The organism is Paenibacillus taihuensis, assembly GCF_003386535.1.
In the GTDB taxonomy this organism is placed as follows: Bacteria; Bacillota; Bacilli; order Paenibacillales; family Paenibacillaceae; genus Paenibacillus_Z; species Paenibacillus_Z taihuensis.
In genome coordinates, this window is the sequence record NZ_QTTN01000003.1 from 228,948 (window position 1) to 249,943 (window position 20,996).

At 50.3% G+C, this 20,996-nt stretch carries 16 protein-coding genes; 11 read left to right on the plus strand and 5 right to left on the minus strand.

Annotation, left to right across the window (positions count from 1 at the left end):
- The first annotated feature begins 104 nt into the window (after positions 1–104).
- The gene (locus A8990_RS04480; RefSeq protein ID WP_116187817.1) at positions 105–779 is read left to right on the plus strand and encodes a YheC/YheD family protein; all 675 of its coding nucleotides are present in this window, start codon (positions 105–107) and stop codon (positions 777–779) included.
- A 247-nt stretch (positions 780–1,026) separates the two neighbouring features.
- Positions 1,027–1,179 carry a sporulation histidine kinase inhibitor Sda gene (sda, locus tag A8990_RS04485; RefSeq protein WP_425463878.1) on the plus strand — a complete coding sequence of 51 codons (153 nt, stop codon included), beginning with the start codon at positions 1,027–1,029 and terminating at the stop codon, positions 1,177–1,179.
- Between the two features lie 366 nt (positions 1,180–1,545).
- On the opposite strand, the gene A8990_RS04490 is transcribed toward sda, so the two are convergent.
- Positions 1,546–2,481 carry an NAD(P)/FAD-dependent oxidoreductase gene (locus tag A8990_RS04490; protein WP_116187845.1) on the minus strand — a complete coding sequence of 312 codons (936 nt, stop codon included), beginning with the start codon at positions 2,479–2,481 and terminating at the stop codon, positions 1,546–1,548.
- 405 nt (positions 2,482–2,886) lie between these two features.
- Here A8990_RS04490 and A8990_RS04495 point away from each other — a divergent pair, with 405 nt between their 5' ends.
- Positions 2,887–4,080: an NAD(P)/FAD-dependent oxidoreductase gene (locus A8990_RS04495; protein ID WP_116187819.1), complete on the plus strand. Its 1,194-nt coding sequence runs from the start codon at positions 2,887–2,889 to the stop codon at positions 4,078–4,080.
- Positions 4,080–4,337, plus strand: coding sequence for a hypothetical protein (locus A8990_RS04500; protein ID WP_116187820.1), 258 nt, complete (start codon positions 4,080–4,082; stop codon positions 4,335–4,337). The genes A8990_RS04495 and A8990_RS04500 overlap by 1 nt, the downstream gene beginning before the upstream one ends.
- Positions 4,338–4,564: 227 nt before the next feature.
- Here the strand turns inward: A8990_RS04500 and hemQ are convergent, their stop codons facing one another.
- Positions 4,565–5,311, minus strand: a complete 747-nt coding sequence (hemQ, locus tag A8990_RS04505; protein WP_116187821.1) for a hydrogen peroxide-dependent heme synthase — start codon at positions 5,309–5,311, stop codon at positions 4,565–4,567.
- A gap of 175 nt (positions 5,312–5,486) precedes the next feature.
- On the opposite strand from hemQ, the gene A8990_RS04510 reads away from it, so the two are divergent.
- The 4 genes from A8990_RS04510 (at position 5,487) to zapE (ending at position 9,392) form a co-directional block, all read left to right on the plus strand.
- Positions 5,487–5,774 (plus strand): YuiB family protein, encoded by a 288-nt coding sequence (locus tag A8990_RS04510; protein WP_181909392.1) that lies wholly within the window; start codon positions 5,487–5,489, stop codon positions 5,772–5,774.
- Positions 5,775–5,940: 166 nt separating this feature from the next.
- A complete protein-coding gene (locus A8990_RS04515; RefSeq protein WP_181909389.1) occupies positions 5,941–6,747 on the plus strand; it encodes an alpha/beta fold hydrolase in 807 nt (268 codons plus the stop codon).
- A 126-nt stretch (positions 6,748–6,873) separates the two neighbouring features.
- Entirely contained in the window at positions 6,874–8,415 is a 1,542-nt protein-coding gene (locus A8990_RS04520; RefSeq protein ID WP_116187824.1) for a replication initiation and membrane attachment family protein, read from the plus strand.
- 23 nt (positions 8,416–8,438) lie between these two features.
- Positions 8,439–9,392, plus strand: a complete 954-nt coding sequence (zapE, locus tag A8990_RS04525; RefSeq protein ID WP_116187846.1) for an AFG1/ZapE family ATPase — start codon at positions 8,439–8,441, stop codon at positions 9,390–9,392.
- A 379-nt stretch (positions 9,393–9,771) separates the two neighbouring features.
- Here the strand turns inward: zapE and A8990_RS04530 are convergent, their stop codons facing one another.
- Positions 9,772–11,322, minus strand: coding sequence for an S-layer homology domain-containing protein (locus tag A8990_RS04530; protein WP_116187825.1), 1,551 nt, complete (start codon positions 11,320–11,322; stop codon positions 9,772–9,774).
- Between the two features lie 66 nt (positions 11,323–11,388).
- On the minus strand, positions 11,389–15,291 hold the full coding sequence (locus tag A8990_RS04535) for a bifunctional 2',3'-cyclic-nucleotide 2'-phosphodiesterase/3'-nucleotidase (protein ID WP_245995837.1): 3,903 nt from the start codon (positions 15,289–15,291) through the stop codon (positions 11,389–11,391).
- A 500-nt stretch (positions 15,292–15,791) separates the two neighbouring features.
- Here A8990_RS04535 and A8990_RS04540 point away from each other — a divergent pair, with 500 nt between their 5' ends.
- Genes A8990_RS04540 through A8990_RS04550 form a run of 3 tightly spaced genes read left to right on the plus strand, consistent with a single transcriptional unit; the run spans position 15,792 to position 20,609 of the window.
- Positions 15,792–17,414 (plus strand): response regulator, encoded by a 1,623-nt coding sequence (locus A8990_RS04540; protein WP_116187826.1) that lies wholly within the window; start codon positions 15,792–15,794, stop codon positions 17,412–17,414.
- 27 nt (positions 17,415–17,441) lie between these two features.
- Entirely contained in the window at positions 17,442–19,235 is a 1,794-nt protein-coding gene (locus A8990_RS04545) for a cache domain-containing sensor histidine kinase (RefSeq protein WP_116187827.1), read from the plus strand.
- A 24-nt stretch (positions 19,236–19,259) separates the two neighbouring features.
- Complete coding sequence (locus A8990_RS04550; protein WP_116187828.1) at positions 19,260–20,609, plus strand: ABC transporter substrate-binding protein; 1,350 nt, start codon at positions 19,260–19,262, stop codon at positions 20,607–20,609.
- An 81-nt stretch (positions 20,610–20,690) separates the two neighbouring features.
- Here the strand turns inward: A8990_RS04550 and A8990_RS04555 are convergent.
- The coding region (locus A8990_RS04555; RefSeq protein WP_147306767.1) for an integrase core domain-containing protein at positions 20,691–20,996 on the minus strand (306 nt) is incomplete at its 5' end.

Sequence of the window (20,996 nt, forward strand, 5' to 3'; positions counted from 1 at the left end):
CAGCCTATTAAATCAGGCGACTTGCCCCTTCCAATCATCCAAGAGACTCCTGTCTTTGAGGCATATGCTGTCTCATATAACGGTAAGAAAGCGAGGCTTGGCACATGGGTGATGAACAAGGAAGGCAGTTGGCCAGTAAGTGGGCGAAGACGGAGGCGCTGCTTTCCCATTCGGGTATCGCACCGCATATTCCGCCGACGCGGATGTTTACGAAAGCGAATTTGGGCAGCATGCTGAGTGCGCACGGCATGGTCGTCGTCAAGCCGGTTCGCGGTGCAGGCGGTCACGGCGTCATCAAGGTATCGAGAGACAATGGTACTTATGCGTACACGTACTACTCCAAGACGAACCGATTCGGCAGCTTCGATGCCATGTACCAGTCGCTTAGCAGGAAGAAAGGGGCACGCCGCTACCTGATTCAGAAAGGAATTCGTCTTGCTACGATCGGCGGCAGACCAATCGACTATCGCGTGAAATATGTCAAACAAGCGGACGGTCGTTGGGCGATTACGGCAATTGTCGGCAGACTGGCGAAACCTGGCTTGTTCGTGACGAATATTTGCCGCGGGGGGACGCTGCTGAGCGGGTCGGAAGGCATTCGCAGATCGTTCTCGAGCAGCGCCGTTGTGCCGAAGAAACGTCTGATGCGCCAGCTGACGCAAATGTCGACATCTGTGCTGGAGAGCCGTTTTCCGGGTATCGGGCAGCTAGGCTTTGACTTCGGAATCGATCGGAACGGGAAGATTTGGATCTTCGAAGTGAACACAAGGCCGCAATAATCTCTTCCAATATTTGATAGCTTAAGTTAATAGATTTATAGAGTACCATTAAAGTTTTTTATCATTTGTAGAACTTGTCGGCCTGTGTATAACTGCATCCACAATATCCTCATTGTATTTCCTCAATATTCGACGATTACTCACAACTTGCACACATGCTGTCCACACTGGGATGTGGATAATCGGAACGCTTGTTCCATCCTATTTGGACATGCTAAGATGAATTTGGAATTAAGAGGGAAAGGAGATGAGTAATATGGACCAGTTGTCCGACGAGCTGTTGCTTGATGCGTTCCAAACGGCAAACAAGTACAATCTAGATCAAGAATTTATCCAGCTGCTGAATGCCGAGATCAAGCGCAGGGACATTAACACAGAAGGGTTCCTCCACACAGCATAATCCTACTCCTCGTAACTTATGGCCATTTCGAAATATGTACCTCATAGGTAGCCACACAACTCGGACAATAGACTACATGACTGCAGCTATTCCCTACATTCGACGACCAAGAAGGAACCGTCTCGCTATTGGTAATTGTGTCAGGCTGATAAGGTGCATATGGACCGGTGAAATCATCAAGCCGTCCACAATCTTCAGTTTGTAAGGAGCATTTTGGACAAAGCGCGCAGAGCTGCTCCAAGCCATTGCAAATGGGACATAACATATAAAAAAGGGTACCCTCCTTTGCCACCTGTGATTGCTTCCTTAGATCGGCTAAAGTTTAGGATACCCTTTTTATTTTGAAATTCATCCGAAATAAATGGATTAGAGCTTCATGCTGCTGCTGTGACCAGGCGAGAGCTTCGCTGTTGGATCTACATACACCTTGGCATTGTTAATCGCAGTCGGCGCTTCGCCGAAACCGACGGCTATAAGCTTCAGCTTGCCTGGATAAGTCGTAATATCGCCTGCGGCAAATATGCCCGGCACGCTCGTTTCCATTCGGGAGTCGACGATAATCGAACCGTTGTCGATCTCAAGACCCCATTCCGCGATAGGCCCGAGGGAGGATACGAACCCGAAATTGACGATAACGGCATCAACGGGCAGCTCAATCTTCTCGGCCGTTTTCCCATGCTGCAAGGTGACGGAAGTAATCGTATCTGAGCCATTCAATGAGAGCAGCTCATACGGAGTCAGAATGTTTACTTTGGAGTTCATCAAGTTCTCGACACTGTGCTCGTGGGCACGGAATTTATCCCGCCGGTGCACAAGCGTGACGCTCGCTGCGATCGGCTCGAGCATCAGCGACCAATCTACTGCTGAATCGCCGCCGCCGCTTACAAGCACATGCTTGCCTTGGAATTGATTCAGATCATTAATGAAGTAATACAAATTACGCTTCTCAAACTTGGCTGCTTCGGCAAGCTCCAGACGGCGAGGCTCGAAGGCGCCTACGCCTGCTGTAATGATAACGGCTTTGGCATAGTGTACGGTTTTGTCGGTAATGATCTCAAAATCTCGTTCGTCCCGTTTGTTCACGGTAACGACCTTTTCTTCCAGATGAATCTCTGGCTTGAACATATCCATTTGCTTCTTCAACTGCTCAACGAGCTCGCTAGCAGTAACCTTTGGGAAACCGGCGACATCATAAATGTACTTCTCGGGATAAAGAGCGGCTAGCTGACCGCCCAGCTGAGGCATGCTTTCGATAATTTTAACGGACGCTTGGCGCATGCCGCCGTAGAAAGCGGCGAACATGCCGGCAGGGCCTCCGCCAATGATGACGATATCGACGGCTTGTGTTGGAGTAGCAGAACTAGACAAGAGTAACACCTCCAGAAGAGTTCAGGAATAATGTACAGGGGATAGAGGATCGACCACACAATTGGTTAAATCTTCTTGTACATTATATCGTTTCGACAAGCCCAGGGGAAACAAGAAAATTGGATGTTATTCTAAATATTTTCGTATATTTTACCCTTGAACTTTAATGAAAAAGTTTGTAAACTGTGAGGTATTAGTAGCGGTTTGTCGAAATAGACACAGACTTTTCATAAAAGCTTGATTCGGGTTACACACTAACATTATTCATCGTCTGTGTTTGTGTAATTTTTCACAAAGTTATGAAAAGAAAAAGAAATCACGAATGGATGGGATTCTGCGATGAGCAACATACCGAAAATAGTTATTTTAGGGGCCGGTTACGGCGGTGTATTGACAGCACTTCGTCTTCAGAAAGAACTGAACTACAACGAAGCTGATGTAACACTCGTGAATAAGCATGATTACCACTATTTCACGACACATCTTCACATGCCGGCTGCGGGCACAGATAAAACAGAAAACGCACGCGTTAGCATCTCCAAGCTGATTGACGAATTCAAAATCGATTTCGTTAAATCGACAGTCGTACAAATTCGTACCCAAGACAAGAAAGTCATTCTTGAAGACGGTACGCTTTCGTATGATTACCTCGTAATCGGCCTTGGCGGCGAGCCTGAAACTTTCGGTATCCCAGGTATGCTTGAATATGCGATGAACATTCGTTCCATTAACTCCGTTCGTTTGATTCGCGAACATATCGAATACCAATTCGCGCGCTTCAAACGTGAGCCACACCGTACAGATTACCTTACTTTCGTTGTCGGCGGCGCCGGCTTCACAGGTATCGAATTTGTCGGTGAACTCGCTGATCGTCTTCCAGAGCTTTGCAAGCAGAACGATGTCGATCCTTCGCTTGTTAAGCTATATAATATTGAAGCTGCTCCAACTGCGCTCCCTGGCTTTGATCCGGAGCTCGTTGAGTATGCGATGCAAGTTCTGACGAAGAAAGGCGTAACGTTCAAAATCGGCTGCCCGATCAAAGAATGTACTCCTGACGGCGTTATCGTTGGCGACAACGAAGAAATCAAAGCAGCTACAGTAATCTGGGCAGCTGGCGTACGCGGTAACCGCCTGATCGAAGAAGCGGGTATCGAAGTTATGCGCGGCCGTGTTAAAGTCGACGAGTCGCTTCGCGCTCCAGGCCACGAGAACATTTACGTTGTTGGCGACAACTCCCTGATGTTCAACCCAGAGGGTCGTCCGTACCCGCCAACTGCACAAATCGCGATGCAGCAAGGCGTCGTCTGTGCGCATAACCTGGTTGCTTCGATCCGTAACCAACCGCTTAAGAAGTTCGAATTCAAGAACAAAGGTACAGTTGCATCCCTTGGTAAAGGCGAAGCAATCGGTCTTGCATTCGGCAAGAAATATAAAGGCGGCGTAGCGGCATTGCTGAAAAAAGCGATCGACATCCGTTACCTGTACATCATCGGCGGTATTCCACTCGTTGTGAAAAAAGGTAAATTCCTATAATGCGCCACTGCAGCGTGCAGGTTAGAGGTTTGCTGACGCGCGAGGAGCTTGATCGCTACAATGCGCTGATGGAGGTTGGCTCTTTCTTGGAGTCGCAGAACCGTTACGACTTAGCATATACGGTGCAGAAGGAAGTGGATCTTCTCATTATGCCGGGCATTGAACGGCTGAAGGAGAAGGGCCGCGAGCGTGACCGTCAGACGGAAGCGTATTTGGAAGCGAAGCGTCTTCTCGAAGAAGATGACGACGAAGATTGAAATAATAAAAAAGCGGATGGAACGCCTGGAGAGACGTTTCATCCGCTTTTTTTAATTATTACAAAAACAGTGAAAATGTGGCCGGAGTGTCGGTATGGAGTTGGAACAGCGTCAGCGGTCGCCTTTGTAGGCGGATAGTCTTCATTAAACAAGTACAATCAAAATATCCGACTACAACAGCGAGTGGAAACCCATACCGACCGGAGGCTACCCTTTTCACTGAACCCCTAGATGCTGAACAGCTGTTGCAGCTTCTCATCCGTCATGCGATTGCCGACGTAGAAGTCGCCGAAGTCGCCGAAGCGCGCGCTTACTTCATCAAAACGCATTTCATAGACAAGCTTCTTGAATTGAAGCGCGTCTTCCGCGAACAGCGTAACGCCCCACTCCCAATTGTCGAAGCCAACGGAGCCTGTGATGATCTGTTTGACTTTGCCCGCATATTGGCGGCCGATCATGCCGTGGCTGCGCATCATCGTACGACGCTCGTCCATGCTGAGCATGTACCAGTTGTCATTGCCTTGGCGGCGCTTGTTCATCGGGTAGAAGCAGATGTGATTCCATTTTGGCAGGATCGGCTTCAATCTTGCGAGAATATCAGGGTTCTGCATCGGATCTGTGCCCGGAGGCGCCATGTAATTGCTCAATTCTACGATGCTGACGTACGAATGCGCCGGAATCGTGAACTGCGCGAATGTCGTCTTGTTGAACGCATTCTCAATGGCATTCAGCTCTTCCAATGTCTCGCGAAGATGCATCAGAACGAAGTCTGCCTTCTGTCCCACGATCGAGTAGAATGCTGTGCTGCCTTGTTTATTATCTTCAATGGATTGCCACTCAGCCAGGAAGGATTGAAGCTCGTCCAGTGCAGTTGCACGCTCTCCTTCGTCTGCCAATCTCCAAGCGGTCCAGTCAATGGCGCGGAAATCATGCAGGGCGTACCAGCCTTCCAGCGTTTGAGCTGCTTCACTCATCGGTATCTCTCCTCTATATGTGTAATTGTCGATTACATTGTAACGTAATGGTACAAAGGAGAGCAAATGACGGACTTGTGACAACAGCGGCGAATGAATTGACTTCCTCGAAGCCATCTACTACACTATTCGTAGCGAAAGGGGAATAGTGCTTCGTATGAACGGTGACGTTAATATTTTGCAGCTTATTATTGCAACGGTGTTGTTTTTTGTCATGGTGTTCGGGATCGGATTTATTTTGAACATGCTGCTCAAAACAACCTTTTTTCCGATTTATCTATATGTGCTGATAGGCATTCCAGCCTTCATCTGGCAGACCTGGGATAATACGAAGTCGTTCTCGGGCAACTTCACTGCTTTCACATTCGTTGATATTGTACCGGCAATTGGTGCGCTTATCGGCGCATACGTAAGCGGTGCGACGATTCGGGCATTACGGCGCGGCGGATACAAAATGTTCTAAGATGAAATTACAGACGGCAAGGCCATACTAAGGATCAAACGTAGAAAGCTGGCGATTGTGTTATGAAGCTGCAGCTTTCGAGGAGCCGAGGTGATGCGCAGTGCCGTTTTTTCTTTCGGGCTTGCATGTGGAACGAACAGGCAGGGAGAATGGAGGACCGCCTATATTGACGGTTCATCCGCCTGGCTTGTCCAGCCAGCTGTTCGTACCATTGGAGGAAAAGCTGACAGGTGACAGCGAGTTGATTCGATTCGATATTCGCGGGCATGGCAGCAGCAGTGCCGGTGATGGTAACCTGTCGCTCGCATTGATTGCAGAGGATATGCGGCTGCTGCTGGACGAGCTGGGCGAGGAAACCACTTATCTATGCTCGTACGGCTCGGGATCTTTTCCGCTGCTAACTGCTCTGCTCGCTTATCCGGAGCGGTTCAAAGGTGGTATCCTGATTAACGGAACAGCAGGCTATACCGATTTTGCAAGCCATGCGAGGCTGCAAGCGACCTTTGTTTCGAGCGTGCTTGCACCGAAGGATCCGATTGCTTACAAATCCGCGCAAAGTGAAGCAGGAAACAGAGCGGAGTTTCAATCGCTGTATGCCGATGTGTTGCAGGGCGATTCCGCCAAATGGCGGGAGTATACAACGGCATGCCTCGGCAGCCCGCTTAAGAAGCGGCTCAGCCAGATCAGGCAGCCGATGCTCATCATGTATGGCGCTGAAGATCGAGTCAGTCTGCGTTATGCCAGCGAGCTGAAAAGGCTGCCGAATCGCGAGTATTACGCGATAGAAGGGGCGAGCAAGCAGCTGCTGACGAGGCATCCGGAGACGATTGCTTTTATTATGTCGCAATGGATTGATAAACAGGAGCATCCGGAGCTTGCCGATACATTCGAGGAACGATCGGCGCTGCTGGAGGAGCTCGTCACACATGGAGCGGCTGAAGGACATCCTGAGGATTATCATTCCTTGCAGTAGTGTAGAGGTTTGGGGAGAAACGGAAGGATGGAAGTTCCCTCGAGAGGGGGAATTTTCTTTTTTTGCTGCGACTGATCCTATGGTAAACTAGTAGAAAGAATACATGGTAGATGGAGTCGAATGAAGATGCGGATCGGCAACTTGCACCAATTTACGGAGCATCATCGTTATTACACGTTTCGCGATTTTTCGTTAAGCGCAGTCGACCGTAAAATGATCGGATTGATCTATCAGCCTATGATTGGCGCGTTCGCCACAGGGCTGTACCAGCTGCTCTATCAGCAAACGGCTGATGATAGAGTCGGCTATTCGGAGCTTGAGCCGCAGCGGAAGCTGCTGCTTGGTCTGGGGCTTGAGATGGGCGAGCGCAGTAGGCAGGAGCTCGTGAACCACGCATCCCGCCTGGAAGCGGTCGGATTGCTGCAGGTATCGAAGCTAGGTGTGTCCGATAATGATGATGTTGTTTATGAATATGAACTGTTTAAGCCTTTGACGCCGGACGAGTTCTTCGGAAGCCCGCATCTGACGATGCTGCTGAGAGACAAAGTCGGCAAGCATTCCGTCATTGCGCTGCGGGAATGCTTCTATTCGAAGGAAGACGACGAGCTCGCTAGCGCAGAGCTGCAGCGCGAGAATATTACGGTGCCGTTCTACGAGCTGTTCCGTTTGAACACGCAGGGTATTGATCTGGAGCTGGAGCAGGCGCTGACCGAGGTAGCGCCTGCTAGGCAGCCGGCCCCTAAGCCGCAGCAGCTGGAGACAGCAGGCATTCAGTATGGCGATATTATTATGCGGTTCCCGCGCAACTCGGCGAACCGCAGTTACGTGGAGCGTCTGCGCGGAGATAATGAAGCGATCGCGCAGCTCAATTATGTCGCGTACAAGTACAATTTGGACGCGGCGGATTTGAGCCGGTTGCTCGATGAAGACAACATCTTCACGAGCAAAGGCGAGCTCCTCATTGATGAGCTGCAGCTGCGCGCGAATCAGATGTACCGTCAGGACCGCAAGCGCTCGGATGAGCGGCAGCGGATGTATGGCAGGATGAACGCGGCGAAGGCGGAGAGCCAGGCGGCGGATGACGGCAGCGATGATATGCCGGATGAAGTGGCGGTTCAGGCTGAATTTTATGTGGATGTGCCGGCGCAGCTTGCCGGGCGCTGCGACATCCATCAGTACAATATGCTGATGAGGAACGAGCCGCATACGCGGTTTATCGCACGCTTCTTCCCAGGGGCGGTGCCGGAATGGCTCATTCGCGTATTTGAAGTGATCGATCATAATTATCGTTTGCAAGGTGCAGTCATAAACGTACTTATTCATTATGTGCTTGGCATGAACGATGCGCAGCGCGTGACGAAGGCATTCATCGATACAGTCGCTTCAAACATGCTTATGAAGGGTATCGATTCCTATGAGAAGGCAGTCGGCTACGTTCGCGAGCAAGTGAAGGTGGAAGCGGACAAAGTGCAGCGTCGCGAAGGCGGAGCAGCTGCTGCTTCCTCGGCTGCGCCGAGAAGCGGCAGAGGAGGTTCCCAGCGCGGCGGCAGCGCTCGCAAGCCTGCGATACCGATTATGCCGGAGGCGCCAAGCGGTTCGCCGTTATCGGCTGAAGAGATGGAAGAGATCAGGCGGATGGCCCGCAAATTGGACGGCAAAACAACGTAAATTGAGGTGAAGCCCATATGGCGATGGAATCGTTAGGCGACCTGTTGAAGCGAATGCCTGGCGGCAGCAATGCGCTGCGACAAGCCGACAAGCTGATGGAAGAGCTGCTGGCTGACCCGCTGGTTGGTCTGCTTCGCAATAAATATCCGGAGCTCGACGATGCGACAATCCGGATTAATATGAACAAAATTTATCAATGCACCAAAGAATATCGGAACTGCTCGAATTGTCCGGGACTCGACGCATGTCCGAACGATTTTGAAGGGCATTATACGGAACTGTCCTGCGAACGCAGCGGCGAGCTTATTCAGTTGAATGAGCGCAAGGTGTCTTGCAAGAAGCTGCTCGCGAGACAAGGGGAGAGCAAGATTCGCAGCCGCATTCGCAGCTTCTACGTCGATGACCGTGCGCTGTCGCAAGGTTATTCTGCGGATGAGATCGTGACCAAGGACGTAGAGCGAATGAAAGCGGTCGGCCAAGTGATGCGCTACATCAGCATGACGAAGGAAAAAGGGCTGCAGCCAGAAGGTATGTTCCTGATGGGATCTTTCGGTACGGGCAAAACGTTCCTCATGTGTTATATGCTCCATGAACTCGCGAAGGCAGGGTATACAGGCGCGATTGTGTACATGCCGGAGTTTGTGGAAGACTTGAAGTCGCTCATGATGGAGCCGCTCAAGCTGAAGGAAACGGTCGACTTGATGAAAGAAACCGATCTGCTCATCTTCGACGATATCGGTGCGGAGAACTTGAATCCGTGGGTACGTGACCATGTACTTGGTTCGATTCTCAATTACCGGATGAACCGCAAGCCGACGTTCTATACGTCAAACTACGGACTTGATGCGCTGGAGCAGCACTTCAGCTTCACGAACAAGGACGGCGATGAGCTTCACAAAGGACAACGGTTGATGGACCGCGTTCGTCCTTATGTCGAGCTCGTGCATGTGACTGGCCATAATAAGCGAGGTCGCTAATTAGATTGTAGAAGCCTACCGTTCGGTCGAATGGTAGGCTTTTATATATTGACTCTAGTATCCTTCCCCCCATTGAGGTGGGGCTATATGGGATAAATCCAACGAGAAAGTAGACTTTAGGCAGAAAATGCATGCTACGTTGGATAAATCCACTCATTTTTACTGAAAATAGGCATAGTAGCCCTTTTGGTAATAAATGAGTGGAAAAATACATTATAGCTCTTAAAAAGACCTAATACCTGGATATTGGAGTGGATAAATCCAATATAGCAGCGATGTACTTTTGGTCGGCATCTTCTTCATTGTGAGAAGGTTCTCGACAATCAAATCAAAAGAAGCTCCCCAAGGTTTCCTTGGGGAGCTTCTTATTCTCAACAACTTACGCTTCAAACAGCAAATTATAAAGTACCTGTGCAGCTTCTGCGCGTGTCGTATGGTTGCCAGGGGCAAAGCTGTTGTTGCTTCCGATCATAAGTTTCTCGTGGATGACGGTTTGAACCGCAGCTTTCGCCCAGCTGCTGATTGCGCTCGCATCCTTGAACGATTGAAGGTCAGCCGCCGTACCGCTGCCTGCTTGACCACTCTGCTTTGCATAGACACGAGCGATGATCATCGCCAGTTCTTCGCGTGTAATCAGCTTACTCGGCTCAAACTTGTTCGCGCCGCTGCCCGTTACGATGCCGTTCTCGTAAGCAGCAGCAGCTGCGTCTGCGTACCATGAGCCAGCTTTTACATCGACAAATGGCGAAGCTGCCTTCGCGTTTAGACCAAGTGCACGAACGATCATCGTTACGAACTCGGCGCGGCTTACGTCCGCTCGAGGACCGAACGTCGTGTTCGTCATCCCTTGGACGACATGCTTCGCAGTCAATTCTGCAATGACATCAGCAGCCCAGTGCGTGCTCGGCACATCGGCATAATTCTTCGTGTAAGAGAATACGCCGTATTTGCTGAAGTGGCTGACCGCTGCTGTGATGGTATTTCCTTGCAGCGTGCCTCCGATATACTCGATTGTTCCTTGATCTCCGATGAAATAGATCCCTGAAAGGCGAGGATTCGCAGCAGCAGAAAGTTCAAGGGAAATCGTAACAGGCTCGGAGAATGTGCTCAGCTTGTTTACCGTGCCATCTTGAAGCTGAACACCTAATACGAGCTCGAGCACTTCGCCTTGTGGTGCAAGGCCTGCGCCTGCTTGACCTGCCGAGACGACGGATGCGCCGGCTTCCTCGTTGGACAGACGCTTGTATTGCAACGTAATATTCGCCTTGGAATCCGATCCTGCCAGCTTCGCAAGCGCGCTAAGAACGCCGCCCGGAAGGGTTACGACTCCGCTTGGGAGCTGAATTTGGAGCCCTTTCTCGCCGATGGTTCCCACAGCGGATGCCGGCAGCGAGATTGTGGCTTGAACCGCACTCGCTTTCTTTGCATCCAGTGTCGCTGCTCCGGCAGACGGAATTTGAATGTCCGAAGCTTCAAAATGGATGATGGAGGAATCTGCCGGGTTGGTTGGCGTATCGGGCGTGCTCACCGGCGGAGAAGGATAATAAGGTGGTGCTATTACGGCAAACGACTTTGTCGCAACGTCGCTGCCGGATCCGGCGATAACTTGATAATTGCTGTTTACGGCTGCATCGGACGGTACAGTAAACGAGGCGGAGTAGCGGCCTTCCGATGCCTTGACGATATCGAAGAACAAGATGGTGCCATCCGGATTCATTACCTTGATAATGACTTCGGATGCCGAAGTCGTGCCGCCAATGCTTACGGTCGACCCGGCAGTGACACTGGTTACATTATCGATCGTCGTACTTACGGCGGCTGCGGAAACGCTGGAAAACGCGGCGAACGGAATGGAAGGGGCGGCCAAACCGAGCGACAGCGTTAGAGCAAGCGACATTGTCAGCGCCTTATTCGTAATTGAGGTTCTCAAACTTGAAGCTCCTTTCAGCTAAGGCAGCCCGGACTTTGAGAAGTCCGGATATGCCTGACCTTTAGTTTACGGTGTTGAAATTGCAGCTGTTGCCGGGATGTTCGTAATACGTCCCTTTGTCGCGGCCGTAATCGTACCGCGGTTAAATGTTTTCAGTACATAGTTGTAGAAGGCGTCGATATCCGTGCTTCCGGCAATTTGATTCTTGCCTTGAATGAGGATGGTATAGTTGTCGCCGCCAGCAGCCATGAAGTTATTCACGACAGCCGTGTACTCTGCAGTATCGGAGATCGGCGTGCCGTCTTCTTTCGTCAAGGAAACGACGCGCTCTTCAATCGGCTTGTTGAAATCAGCTGTATACTTCAGACCGGAAATTTGAAGCGTCTTCGTCTGGTCCGGAGTAGCGCCCCATTGCTGCTGAAGCAGCGTCTTGATCTGAGCGCCTGTGAGCGTCATCTTCACGAGCTGGTTGCCGAACGGCTGAATACGGAACAGATCGGAATAGAGCACAGGGCCTTGCGGGATGTCGGCACGAATGCCGCCCGGATTCATGAAGGCAAAGTCGGATTGCATGGAATCCTTCATCGCATCGGCGATCAGGCTGCCCAGTGCATTCTCCTCCGTATAAGCGTTAGCCTTCGCAATGACGGCAGTCGTTGCGCCGACAGGCTGAGAAAGCTCAGGGTGTCTGCCCAGAGCAGCTTGGACAAGTGCAGCCGCCGCTGCGTCCGGCGTAACGCCGGCTTGCTTCACGTCCACGATGTTCGCTGTTTTCTTCACGATATCATGAGTAGCGGGGTCAATCTCAAGATCTACGTCCGCAAAAGCAGTGCCGTACGAGTAAGCTTGGAACACGAGCTTGTTGTCTACGACGCCGTTTACTTTCGCGTGGTTGTCGCCGGCGAAAATAACATCGACTTCATCATCAACCGCATTCGCCAGATCAGCAGCTTCGCCGGTAACCGTCGTGCCGGATTGCGTTGCAGGATCATGGGCAAGGACAACAATGGCTTTAACGCCTTGTGCTTTCAACTCTGCTACGGCAGCGTTGACGACCGGTGCTTGCTCAACAATGTTAACCGGCGCCAGCGCGGAAGGCGAAACCTTGCTTGGAGTCAGCATCGTTACGACGCCGACGAAGCCGATTTTCTCGCCGCCGAATTCTTCGACCACATATGGAGCAATGATAGGCTGGTTCGTTGCTTTATCGATAGCATTGGCATTGATGTAATCGATCTTCGATTTGGAATACACGATACTTGGATTAATAGGGTCCGGACCGCCGTTCAGTTGGGCCATAAGCGCCGGAACGCCTTGGTCAAACTCGTGGTTGCCGAGAGTTCCGACTTTGAAGCCCATCATTTCCAGGAAATCGAGCGTAGGCTTGTCCCGCTCAAGCGAAGAGACAGGCGAGCTTGCGCCGACTGCGTCGCCATTATGAACGAGCAGCGTATTCGCCGAGTTGATGCCTTTAAAGTCTTTCAGGTACGTGGCCAAGTAAGCTGCGCCGCCGACAACGTTCGTTCCGGCAAGCGTGGAATAGTCCAGCTGGCCATGGAAATCGTTGATGCCAAGCAGCTGTACCTTCACGTTGTTATTAGGGACAGGCGTCGATCCATCACCGCTAAGATCTAATTTATAGATGCCAAACTCATTGAGATCTGTACGTCCGGTGGACGTAATCTTCGGATTGGCGGACAGGTACTTATCTGCCGCCGGCGCGGTGGTGAACGTTACTTGTACGTTGTTGTTGATTGGAGCGATCGACCAGTTGTTATCGGCTGCCGGGTTGATTGTTCCTTGCTGCGTGATATAGTCCATCAGCACTTGGCGGTTCTCATCAGACGAGTCGAGCACTAGCGTCGAGCCTTTCACGCTGGGGAAGTTGCCGCCGCCGCTGACGCGGTAATTGTTGCTGACCACGATAAAGTCTTGATTCGGATCGATCGGCTGGCCGTTGTATTGAAGATTGATGATCCGGTTCGCCGCCGTGTTGTCAACCTTGCCGTCCGGCGTGTATTTCGCAGGCTGCGTGACGTCGATTTGATACGTTACACCGTCGATCACGTCGAAGTTAAAGACCGAGAATTTGGAATTGAGCAGCGATTGCTCATCTGTTTTGGTTGGATCGATCTGATTGAACATGCCTGCGGACATTTCCAGCCATTCTTTAATGACGGAGCCCTTTACTTTAATCGCCTTCAGCGTGTTGTCGTACAGATACAAGTCGCTTGCGTTTTTGATAGCCAGATCGCCTGTTTCGATGTTTGTGTAATCGGTGATGCCGTTGCGTCCGGCTTTGAACGGCGCGCCAACCGATAGAATCGGTAGGTTCTTGTCCGGCGAATTGTTCGCCGCTAACTGATTCTTGACGAACCATTCCTGCGCTTTCGTTACGATCTGAACCGATGGGTCGTCCTGTACAAGCGCGAAGTAGCTGTAAATAGGAGCCGAGGTTTGACCGATTGCTCCATTCGCATAATCGATCGTCGCCTCGTGTTCTGCTTTAATGGCTTCGACGATTGCCGGATCTGAATCGACCAGCGATTTCTTCAGTACGTTGTCATAGATATATTTGTTCGAGGCTTGCGAGTTTGTAACGGCCCACTTGCCGTTGGTTTTGTTCAGCGTCAGGTCGATGATACCGAGATTCGCACCGCCGTAGCCAGCTTGTACAGCTGCAACGCCGTTAATGGTACCCTTCGCGTTATCGACGCCCGGAAGCGGGTTGCCGCTTGCATCCTTGAAGAGCGGGTCAAGTGCGGTCACGCTCGCTGCAGGGAATACCTTGTGCGTATGCGAGAATGTAATCGCATCGATGCCTTCAACTTGGCTTAACGGATAGACCGCATCTTCCGCGCCTTTGCCTGCCACAGCCGAACCGTTGAAGCCGGAGTGAGTCAGAGCGACGACGATATCCGCGCCTTCAGCGCGCATTTGCGGAACGAACTTCTTGGCCGTGTCCACGATATCCTTCGTAATGACTTTGCCGTCCAGGTTTGCTTTGTCCCAATCCATGATTTGCGGAGTAACGAGTCCGAGGAAACCGATTTTTACCGTTTGCATCTGGTCATTCTCGTCCGTTACTTGCTTCTCGATAATTTGGTAAGGCTTGAACTTGTTAACGTCGTTGTCCGGATTGTTATCATGATCGTCTACATAGACGTTGGCATTGACATAAGGGAACTGCGCGTCATCAATCGCCTCGTCCAAATAATCCAGTCCATAATTGAATTCATGATTGCCGAAGGTTGCGATATCATAGCCCATCAAATCCATGGCTTTATAGGCAGGATGCACTTGTCCGTCTTGAAGCGGAGCAACCTTAGCCATGTACGTACCTAGCGGTGTTCCTTGGAGAAGGTCGCCGTTATCGACAAGAACGGCGTTCTTCACTTCGGAGCGGGCTTGCTTCACGAGTGTAGCCGTCTTCACAAGACCGACGTTATCCGCAGGCGCGCTCTTGTAATAATCGTAGTTCATGAAGTTCGTATGGACATCAGTCGTTTCCATAATACGCAGCTTCAGCGTTGATGCACCGCCGATTGCAATCGTCGCCGGATCCGCAAGGTTCGTTCCCACTTCTGTCAAAGAGCCGCTGTAGGAGTCGACTACGAACACTTTTACGGAAAAGTTGCTGCCTGTTTTATTGAAGTGGGCTGTGATTTTCTCGCTGCCCGTAATATTCTTCGTGACTGCAGCGATACCGACAGGAACAGTGCCATCGAATAGTTCGAAAATAACCGTTTCATCACCGGCATGTGCTGTAGAAGTAGGAGTAACGACAGCGCTGGCATTGACCCCGCCCCACGAATTGATAACGCCGTTCGTAATTGTAAAGGAACGTTCTAGTGCAGCAGGCGAAGCTAATGCATGAACAGGTGTTGTCATGTACGCTGTTGTCAGGAAGCCGGATAGTAGGGAAGCAGCGATTGCTGCCCGCGACATTTTCTGCCGAATAGAAGACATTTTTTAGTAAAACTCCTTTCAAATGGGTATGGAACTATAATAGCAACCAGTCTATTAAGGTGTGTTTAAGATATTGTACGGTTCCTGTAAAAAAGAAGAAATTTACCATCTATATGGGGGAAATGGGAGGTAATTAACTGGGTGCGAGTGGAAAATGAAACCTTATTGTACAAGCAGCAAACGCGCATCGTTTCTGGAGTTGACCGGTTTCCAAACTTGGTCAATTCTAATTTACGATTCCTCCATATAAATTGGGGTAAAATTACGGCTCCTATCCATGAACAGACCAAAAAAACCGCACATCGATTGTTGTGCGGTTGCTCGGAGAGCGCCAGAGAGCGCCGGAGAGCATGGCAAAAAAAGTAGAAATGGTGCTTCTCGGATTTATCTTTTTCGACAAATTTTTCATGGGATTAATACTATAATGAAAATAAAAATTTAAAAGTTTTAAGTTTTAGCTGACGGTTTCCGGTTTCTTTCATTACCAAAGGAGGAAGCTCATGTACTCTATGCTTATCGTTGACGACGAAAAATGGGTTCGGCAAGGGCTGAAGCAAACCATCGATTGGCAGGCACACGGGGTTGAGCTTTGGGGTGAAGCACAGAACGGAGAGGAAGCGTTTACATGGCTTTCGAGAAGCAGGCCGGATATTGTGATCACGGATATCAAGATGCCTGGCATGGACGGCTTAACTCTGCTTGAATACATAAATAAACAGAAGCTGCATACGAAAGTGATTATTATCAGCGGATATAGCGACTTCTCTTACGCCCAGAAAGCGGTCAAGTGCGGTGCATACGGTTATGTGCTGAAGCCGATCGAGGAACGCGAGCTGCTCGAGATCGTGCATCATTGCGTAGAAGATCTGGATAACGATCAGAAGCGGGTCAGCATCATCGAGGAGATGCAAGGACAGATTCGCGAGAGCATTCCGCTGGCCAGGCAGAGGTACCTCGAGCAATTATTGCGGGGTGAAAGCGAATCGAATGTCCGTGACGCGGAGACGATTCGGCGGGCACTGCAGCTGCCCTTGAATTCGGATGAGATGCAGGTTGCTGTCATTCGCGTATTCGACTGGGGCTATAAAGGCGAAGCGCGAAGCGGCAGAAGCGCGATGCTGCACGCGATTGGAGTCATCGCCGAGAAACGGTTTCAGGAGAAGGGGTATCGTTCCTTCTTCTGCAAATTAAGCGATGAAGATGGAGATGCTGCGCTCGTGTTCTTGCCTGAACACACCGTGGGCTTCGACAATAAGACTGTCGTTTCTTCGATCCTGATAGAAGTGCTGGAAGAGAGCAGACGAGCATTGGATATGACCGCCAGCATCGGACTCAGTCAGGCCATTGGATGGGAAAAGCTCGCAAGCGCGTATACCGAAGCTGTTTACGCATGCAGCTATTCGTTCTTCAAGGGGAAAGGAAAGCTCTATGACGGGCAGCAGCTTCCGCCGTATCCGGCTGCAAGCGATATTCCCACGGTGTGCCCGAGTCCGGAGTGGGACAACCGGGTCACGCATGCCATTAAGACCGGGGACAGCGAGTTAATCAGACAAACAGCAAGGGAACTGCAGCAGCATATCGAGGAAATCGCTCCGAAATTTGCTCCTTTGCATATCGTCCAGGCTCTTCGGATACTGCTCGCCAATCTGTTCTATAAACTCAAAGGCTGTCTCCATAAAGAGGAGACGGTTGAACGGAGCACACTTACGGAACTGCTTCCTTCGAGCTTCCAGCTGGAGGATCTAAGCAGTCAGCTTGCGTCGGAGTTAACGAAGTGGAGCTCCAGAATAAGGGAAACGGCCAGCCGCAGCAGGCTCGTTGAGCTGGGTCTCGAGTATATCGGGCAACATTTTACTCGCCAAATCACTTTGCAGGATGTATCGAATCACCTCTATGTGAATGCTTCCTACTTCAGCCGATTGTTCCATGAAGAGATGGGCGAGACGTTCGTTCGCTATGTGGCGGGATTACGCATTTCGAAAGCAAAGCAGCTCCTGAAAGGCACAACGAAGAAAATCTACGAAATCGCAGATGAGGTCGGCTATAGCGATTTTCGCCATTTTGTCAAAACGTTCAAAGAGCTCGTAGGTCTGACACCTACGCAATACCGGGATAGTATATAGCCGGAATAACAATGGGGCTGAGTGATCATGAGATTTTTGCAGCGCGAAGTATTTTGGAATTCAATCGGCGTTAAGGTGTTTGTGCTGTACTTCGTCTCGATGACTTTCACCGTCGCTGTAATGGGATTTCTCTCGTTCACGAAATCGACCTCCGTCATTCAATCCAATGCCGGGGCCATGGCGCTGCAGACGATCGAGCAGACGGAGAAGCGGCTGCAGATGATACTCGATGAGTACGATAACCGTTCGCAGGTCATCCTCGGTTACCAAGAGCTGCAGAAGGGGATCATCGGCAATTTCTCCGATTATTACGATCGCGTCAAAAATACGGGTACGATATCGAATTTCATCACGAATATGGTCAACTCCAAGAACGATACGGTCAGCATCAATATTATCGGCAAATATGATACGTCATACCGGTATTCCGTCATTACGTCAACAGGGTTTTCCGTACTGCCTGCAGCGGATCCGGCGTTATTCCAGCAGGAGTGGTGCCGTCAAATTATAGCGGCTGACGGGAAGGTGGTCAGGTTCGGCATCGGGTATTCCTTCATGCCGATCAATAGCCCGACGTATGAGAACAATCCGGTTTATGCCTTCGGAAGAGCGCTTAAGGACCTTCAAGGACGAGGCGAAATCATCGGCGTTCTGCTCTATGAAATCTATCCGAAAGAGCTTCAAAATATTTTACGCGAAATTGATTTCAGTACTTCGGGCAATACCTTCATCATGAAACGATCCGGCGAAATCATCGCTAATGATCCGGAGAAAGCGCTGCCCAGGGAGATGTCCGAGCTGTCGCTGCCTGATGCGCCTCAAGGAACTGACAAAGCACATATTCTTGGAAAGGATGAACTCGTCGTATACCGGGAGATGGAGGGGACCGATTGGATCTTGGTCGGGATGGTACCGATGAAGAATCTGTTTAAGGATACGATGCAGATCAAGACGTACACCCTCTATCTGGCGCTCATATTTGTCGTAGTGGCAATCATCTTGACCTATATTGCGGGACGCTTCGTTCACAAGCCCGTTTACACGCTGCTGTACTATATGAAGAAAGCACGGGAAGGGGATTTCGAGGCGAAGATCCCTAATCGGCGAAGCGATGAGTTCGGAGTATTATTCGATAGCTTCAATGTGATGCTGTACCGGATCAAGCAGCTCATCGATGAATTGTACGTTCAGCGGATTTTGAAGAAAGAAACGCAGTTAAAGATGCTTGCGTCGCAAATCAATGCCCATTTCATATACAACACATTGGATTCGATCCACTGGATTTCGCGCATTTACAAGATCGATACAATCAGCACCATGATTTTCGGTTTATCGAAATATTTGCGGTTAAGCTTAAGTGACGGCAGAGAGTTTGTAACGGTTGATGAAGCTGTCGAGCTGGTAGAGAGCTACTTATCGATTCAGAAGGCGAGATACGAAGACAAATTTACGGTCGACGTTACGGTGGACCCGTCCGTGCGACAAAACAAGGTGTTAAAGTTTCTGTTCCAGCCGCTTGTCGAAAATGCAATTTACCACGGCATCGAGAATTTGACCGGAACCGGCGAGATGCATATTTCCTGGAAGAAGGTCGAATCGCGCCTCGTATTCACGGTCAGAGATAACGGAGTGGGTATTAAGGCGGATGATCTTGAGAGGATCAGAAGCACGCTGGAGCAGACGGATATCAGTGAAAATTTCGCACTTCGGAATATCAATGCTCAGATCAAGCTGACTTACGGGACGGAATACGGTTTGACGCTGGAGAGCGAAGCGGGCATAGGAACTTGCGTCACCATGTCCATTCCTCTGAAGGATTAAAGAATATTAAAGGAGGTCCGCAGCATGGAGGTGAGATTAAGCTCTCGCTTTCTTATCGTTTTCCTGCTTGTTTGGCCTTTACTTGGCGGTTGTACCGACAAGCCCTTGAAGACTTCTGGAGGCGTTAGCTCCGCAGAAAGCCTGGAGAGCGGGAACGCTGAGGCGAATCCGGTGACGATCGACTTCTGGTTCGCGTTCGGAGGCGAATACAAGAAGGACTTCATGACGAATGTCGTTATTCCGTTCGAGAAGAAGTATCCGGGCATAAAGGTCAATATGACATTCGTAGGCACGACGGGAAACACGCAGGCTTCAGATAAGCTGCTCACTGCCATTGCAGCCTACGATCCGCCTGATGTCGCTTTGTTCGACCGGTTCCTGATCAGCTCCTGGGCTGACAAAGGAGCGCTAACGGATCTGACGGGCTATGTGGAAGCTTCCCAGATTAACCCTAGCGATTATTACGAAGCGACCTGGAAAGAAGTCCAATACAAGAACGGGGTATACGCACTGCCATGGGGGACGGATACCCGGGGGATGTATTACAATAAAACATTAATGAAAGAAGCGGGTCTTGATCCGGACAAGCCGCCGGCAACGATAGAAGAGCTCGACGCAATGGCCGCCAAGATGTTCAAGAAGAATGCCAACGGCAGTTATTCGCAGGTTGGATTTATTCCGTGGTTGAATCAAGGGTTTCTGTACACGCAGGGCTGGAATTGGGGCGGTCAATGGGAGAAAGACGGGGAGCTCGTGCCTAACGATCCGAAGCTCATCCAGGCTTTGGAATGGATGACCTGGTATGCGAAGACGTACAATATGCAGTCCTTGGACAGCTTCATGAACTTAACGGGACAATCCGGTATGAATGCTTTCATGACGGGCAAGGTTGGATTTGTATACGATGGCAACTGGCTCTTGAACGACCTAAGAAAATATACGACCAAATTCGAATGGGGCGTCGCTCCGATGCCGGCACCGAGCGGCCAGAAGCCCTCGACGTGGGCGGGGGGCTGGTCCTTCGTCATTCCGAAAGGCGCAAAGCATGAGAAGGAAGCTTGGGCATTTATCAAATTCGTCACAAGCAAAGAAGGCGTCTTGCAGTGGGCACGGCGACAAACGGAAAGCAATGATATTACCGCGATGCCTGCTGCGAATAAAGAGCTTCATTTGGAAGGGAACCCTAACCTCAAGGTGTTCTTGGATCAAATGCCGAAGGCGTACACGAGACCGGTTTCACCGGTTGAAGCCTTCTTGTGGAACGAAACGTTTCGAATACAGGATCTCGCGATTAATGGCAAAGGGACTCCGCAGGAATTGTTCAATCAGCTTAAGAGGAACGTGAATGCCGAATTGGCAAAGCTCCGGCAATAAATGGATGTGAATCTATAAGAGCCAAGGACCCGTGAACTGTGACCCACAAAGTAGACAGTTTATAAAAAAGGCATTTCCGTATTAAGCAGCTAGCAGATGGCTCCTGTACTCATCAGGAGTCATCTTTTTTAATGTCCATTGGAAGCGTTCAGAATTGTAAGACGTCATATACTCATTAACCCGTACGCGTAGTTCCGCAAGGGATTGACAGTCTTTGTACTCAAGTTCGTCTTTCATGTGACCGAAGAATGATTCCATAGAGGCATTATCCCAGCAGTTTCCTTTCCGAGACATGGATTGTTTAAATCCAGCCTCTGCAACGAGGAGGCGGATTTTAGGATGTGTGTAGTGCATACCTTGGTCAGAATGGAAGATCGCTTCAGGATG

What these genes read in the sequence shown, in the direction of transcription:
- A8990_RS04480 (WP_116187817.1), top strand. Translation starts at nt 105, where the DNA reads ATGGGTGATGAACAAGGAAGGCAGTTGGCCAGTAAGTGGGCGAAGACG.
- sda (WP_425463878.1), top strand. Translation starts at nt 1,027, where the DNA reads ATGAGTAATATGGACCAGTTGTCCGACGAGCTGTTGCTTGATGCGTTC.
- A8990_RS04490 (WP_116187845.1), bottom strand. Translation starts at nt 2,481, where the DNA reads ATGTTCGCCGCTTTCTACGGCGGCATGCGCCAAGCGTCCGTTAAAATT.
- A8990_RS04495 (WP_116187819.1), top strand. Translation starts at nt 2,887, where the DNA reads ATGAGCAACATACCGAAAATAGTTATTTTAGGGGCCGGTTACGGCGGT.
- A8990_RS04500 (WP_116187820.1), top strand. Translation starts at nt 4,080, where the DNA reads ATGCGCCACTGCAGCGTGCAGGTTAGAGGTTTGCTGACGCGCGAGGAG.
- hemQ (WP_116187821.1), bottom strand. Translation starts at nt 5,311, where the DNA reads ATGAGTGAAGCAGCTCAAACGCTGGAAGGCTGGTACGCCCTGCATGAT.
- A8990_RS04520 (WP_116187824.1), top strand. Translation starts at nt 6,874, where the DNA reads ATGCGGATCGGCAACTTGCACCAATTTACGGAGCATCATCGTTATTAC.
- zapE (WP_116187846.1), top strand. Translation starts at nt 8,439, where the DNA reads ATGGAATCGTTAGGCGACCTGTTGAAGCGAATGCCTGGCGGCAGCAAT.
- A8990_RS04535 (WP_245995837.1), bottom strand. Translation starts at nt 15,291, where the DNA reads ATGTCTTCTATTCGGCAGAAAATGTCGCGGGCAGCAATCGCTGCTTCC.
- A8990_RS04540 (WP_116187826.1), top strand. Translation starts at nt 15,792, where the DNA reads ATGTACTCTATGCTTATCGTTGACGACGAAAAATGGGTTCGGCAAGGG.
- A8990_RS04545 (WP_116187827.1), top strand. Translation starts at nt 17,442, where the DNA reads ATGAGATTTTTGCAGCGCGAAGTATTTTGGAATTCAATCGGCGTTAAG.
- A8990_RS04550 (WP_116187828.1), top strand. Translation starts at nt 19,260, where the DNA reads ATGGAGGTGAGATTAAGCTCTCGCTTTCTTATCGTTTTCCTGCTTGTT.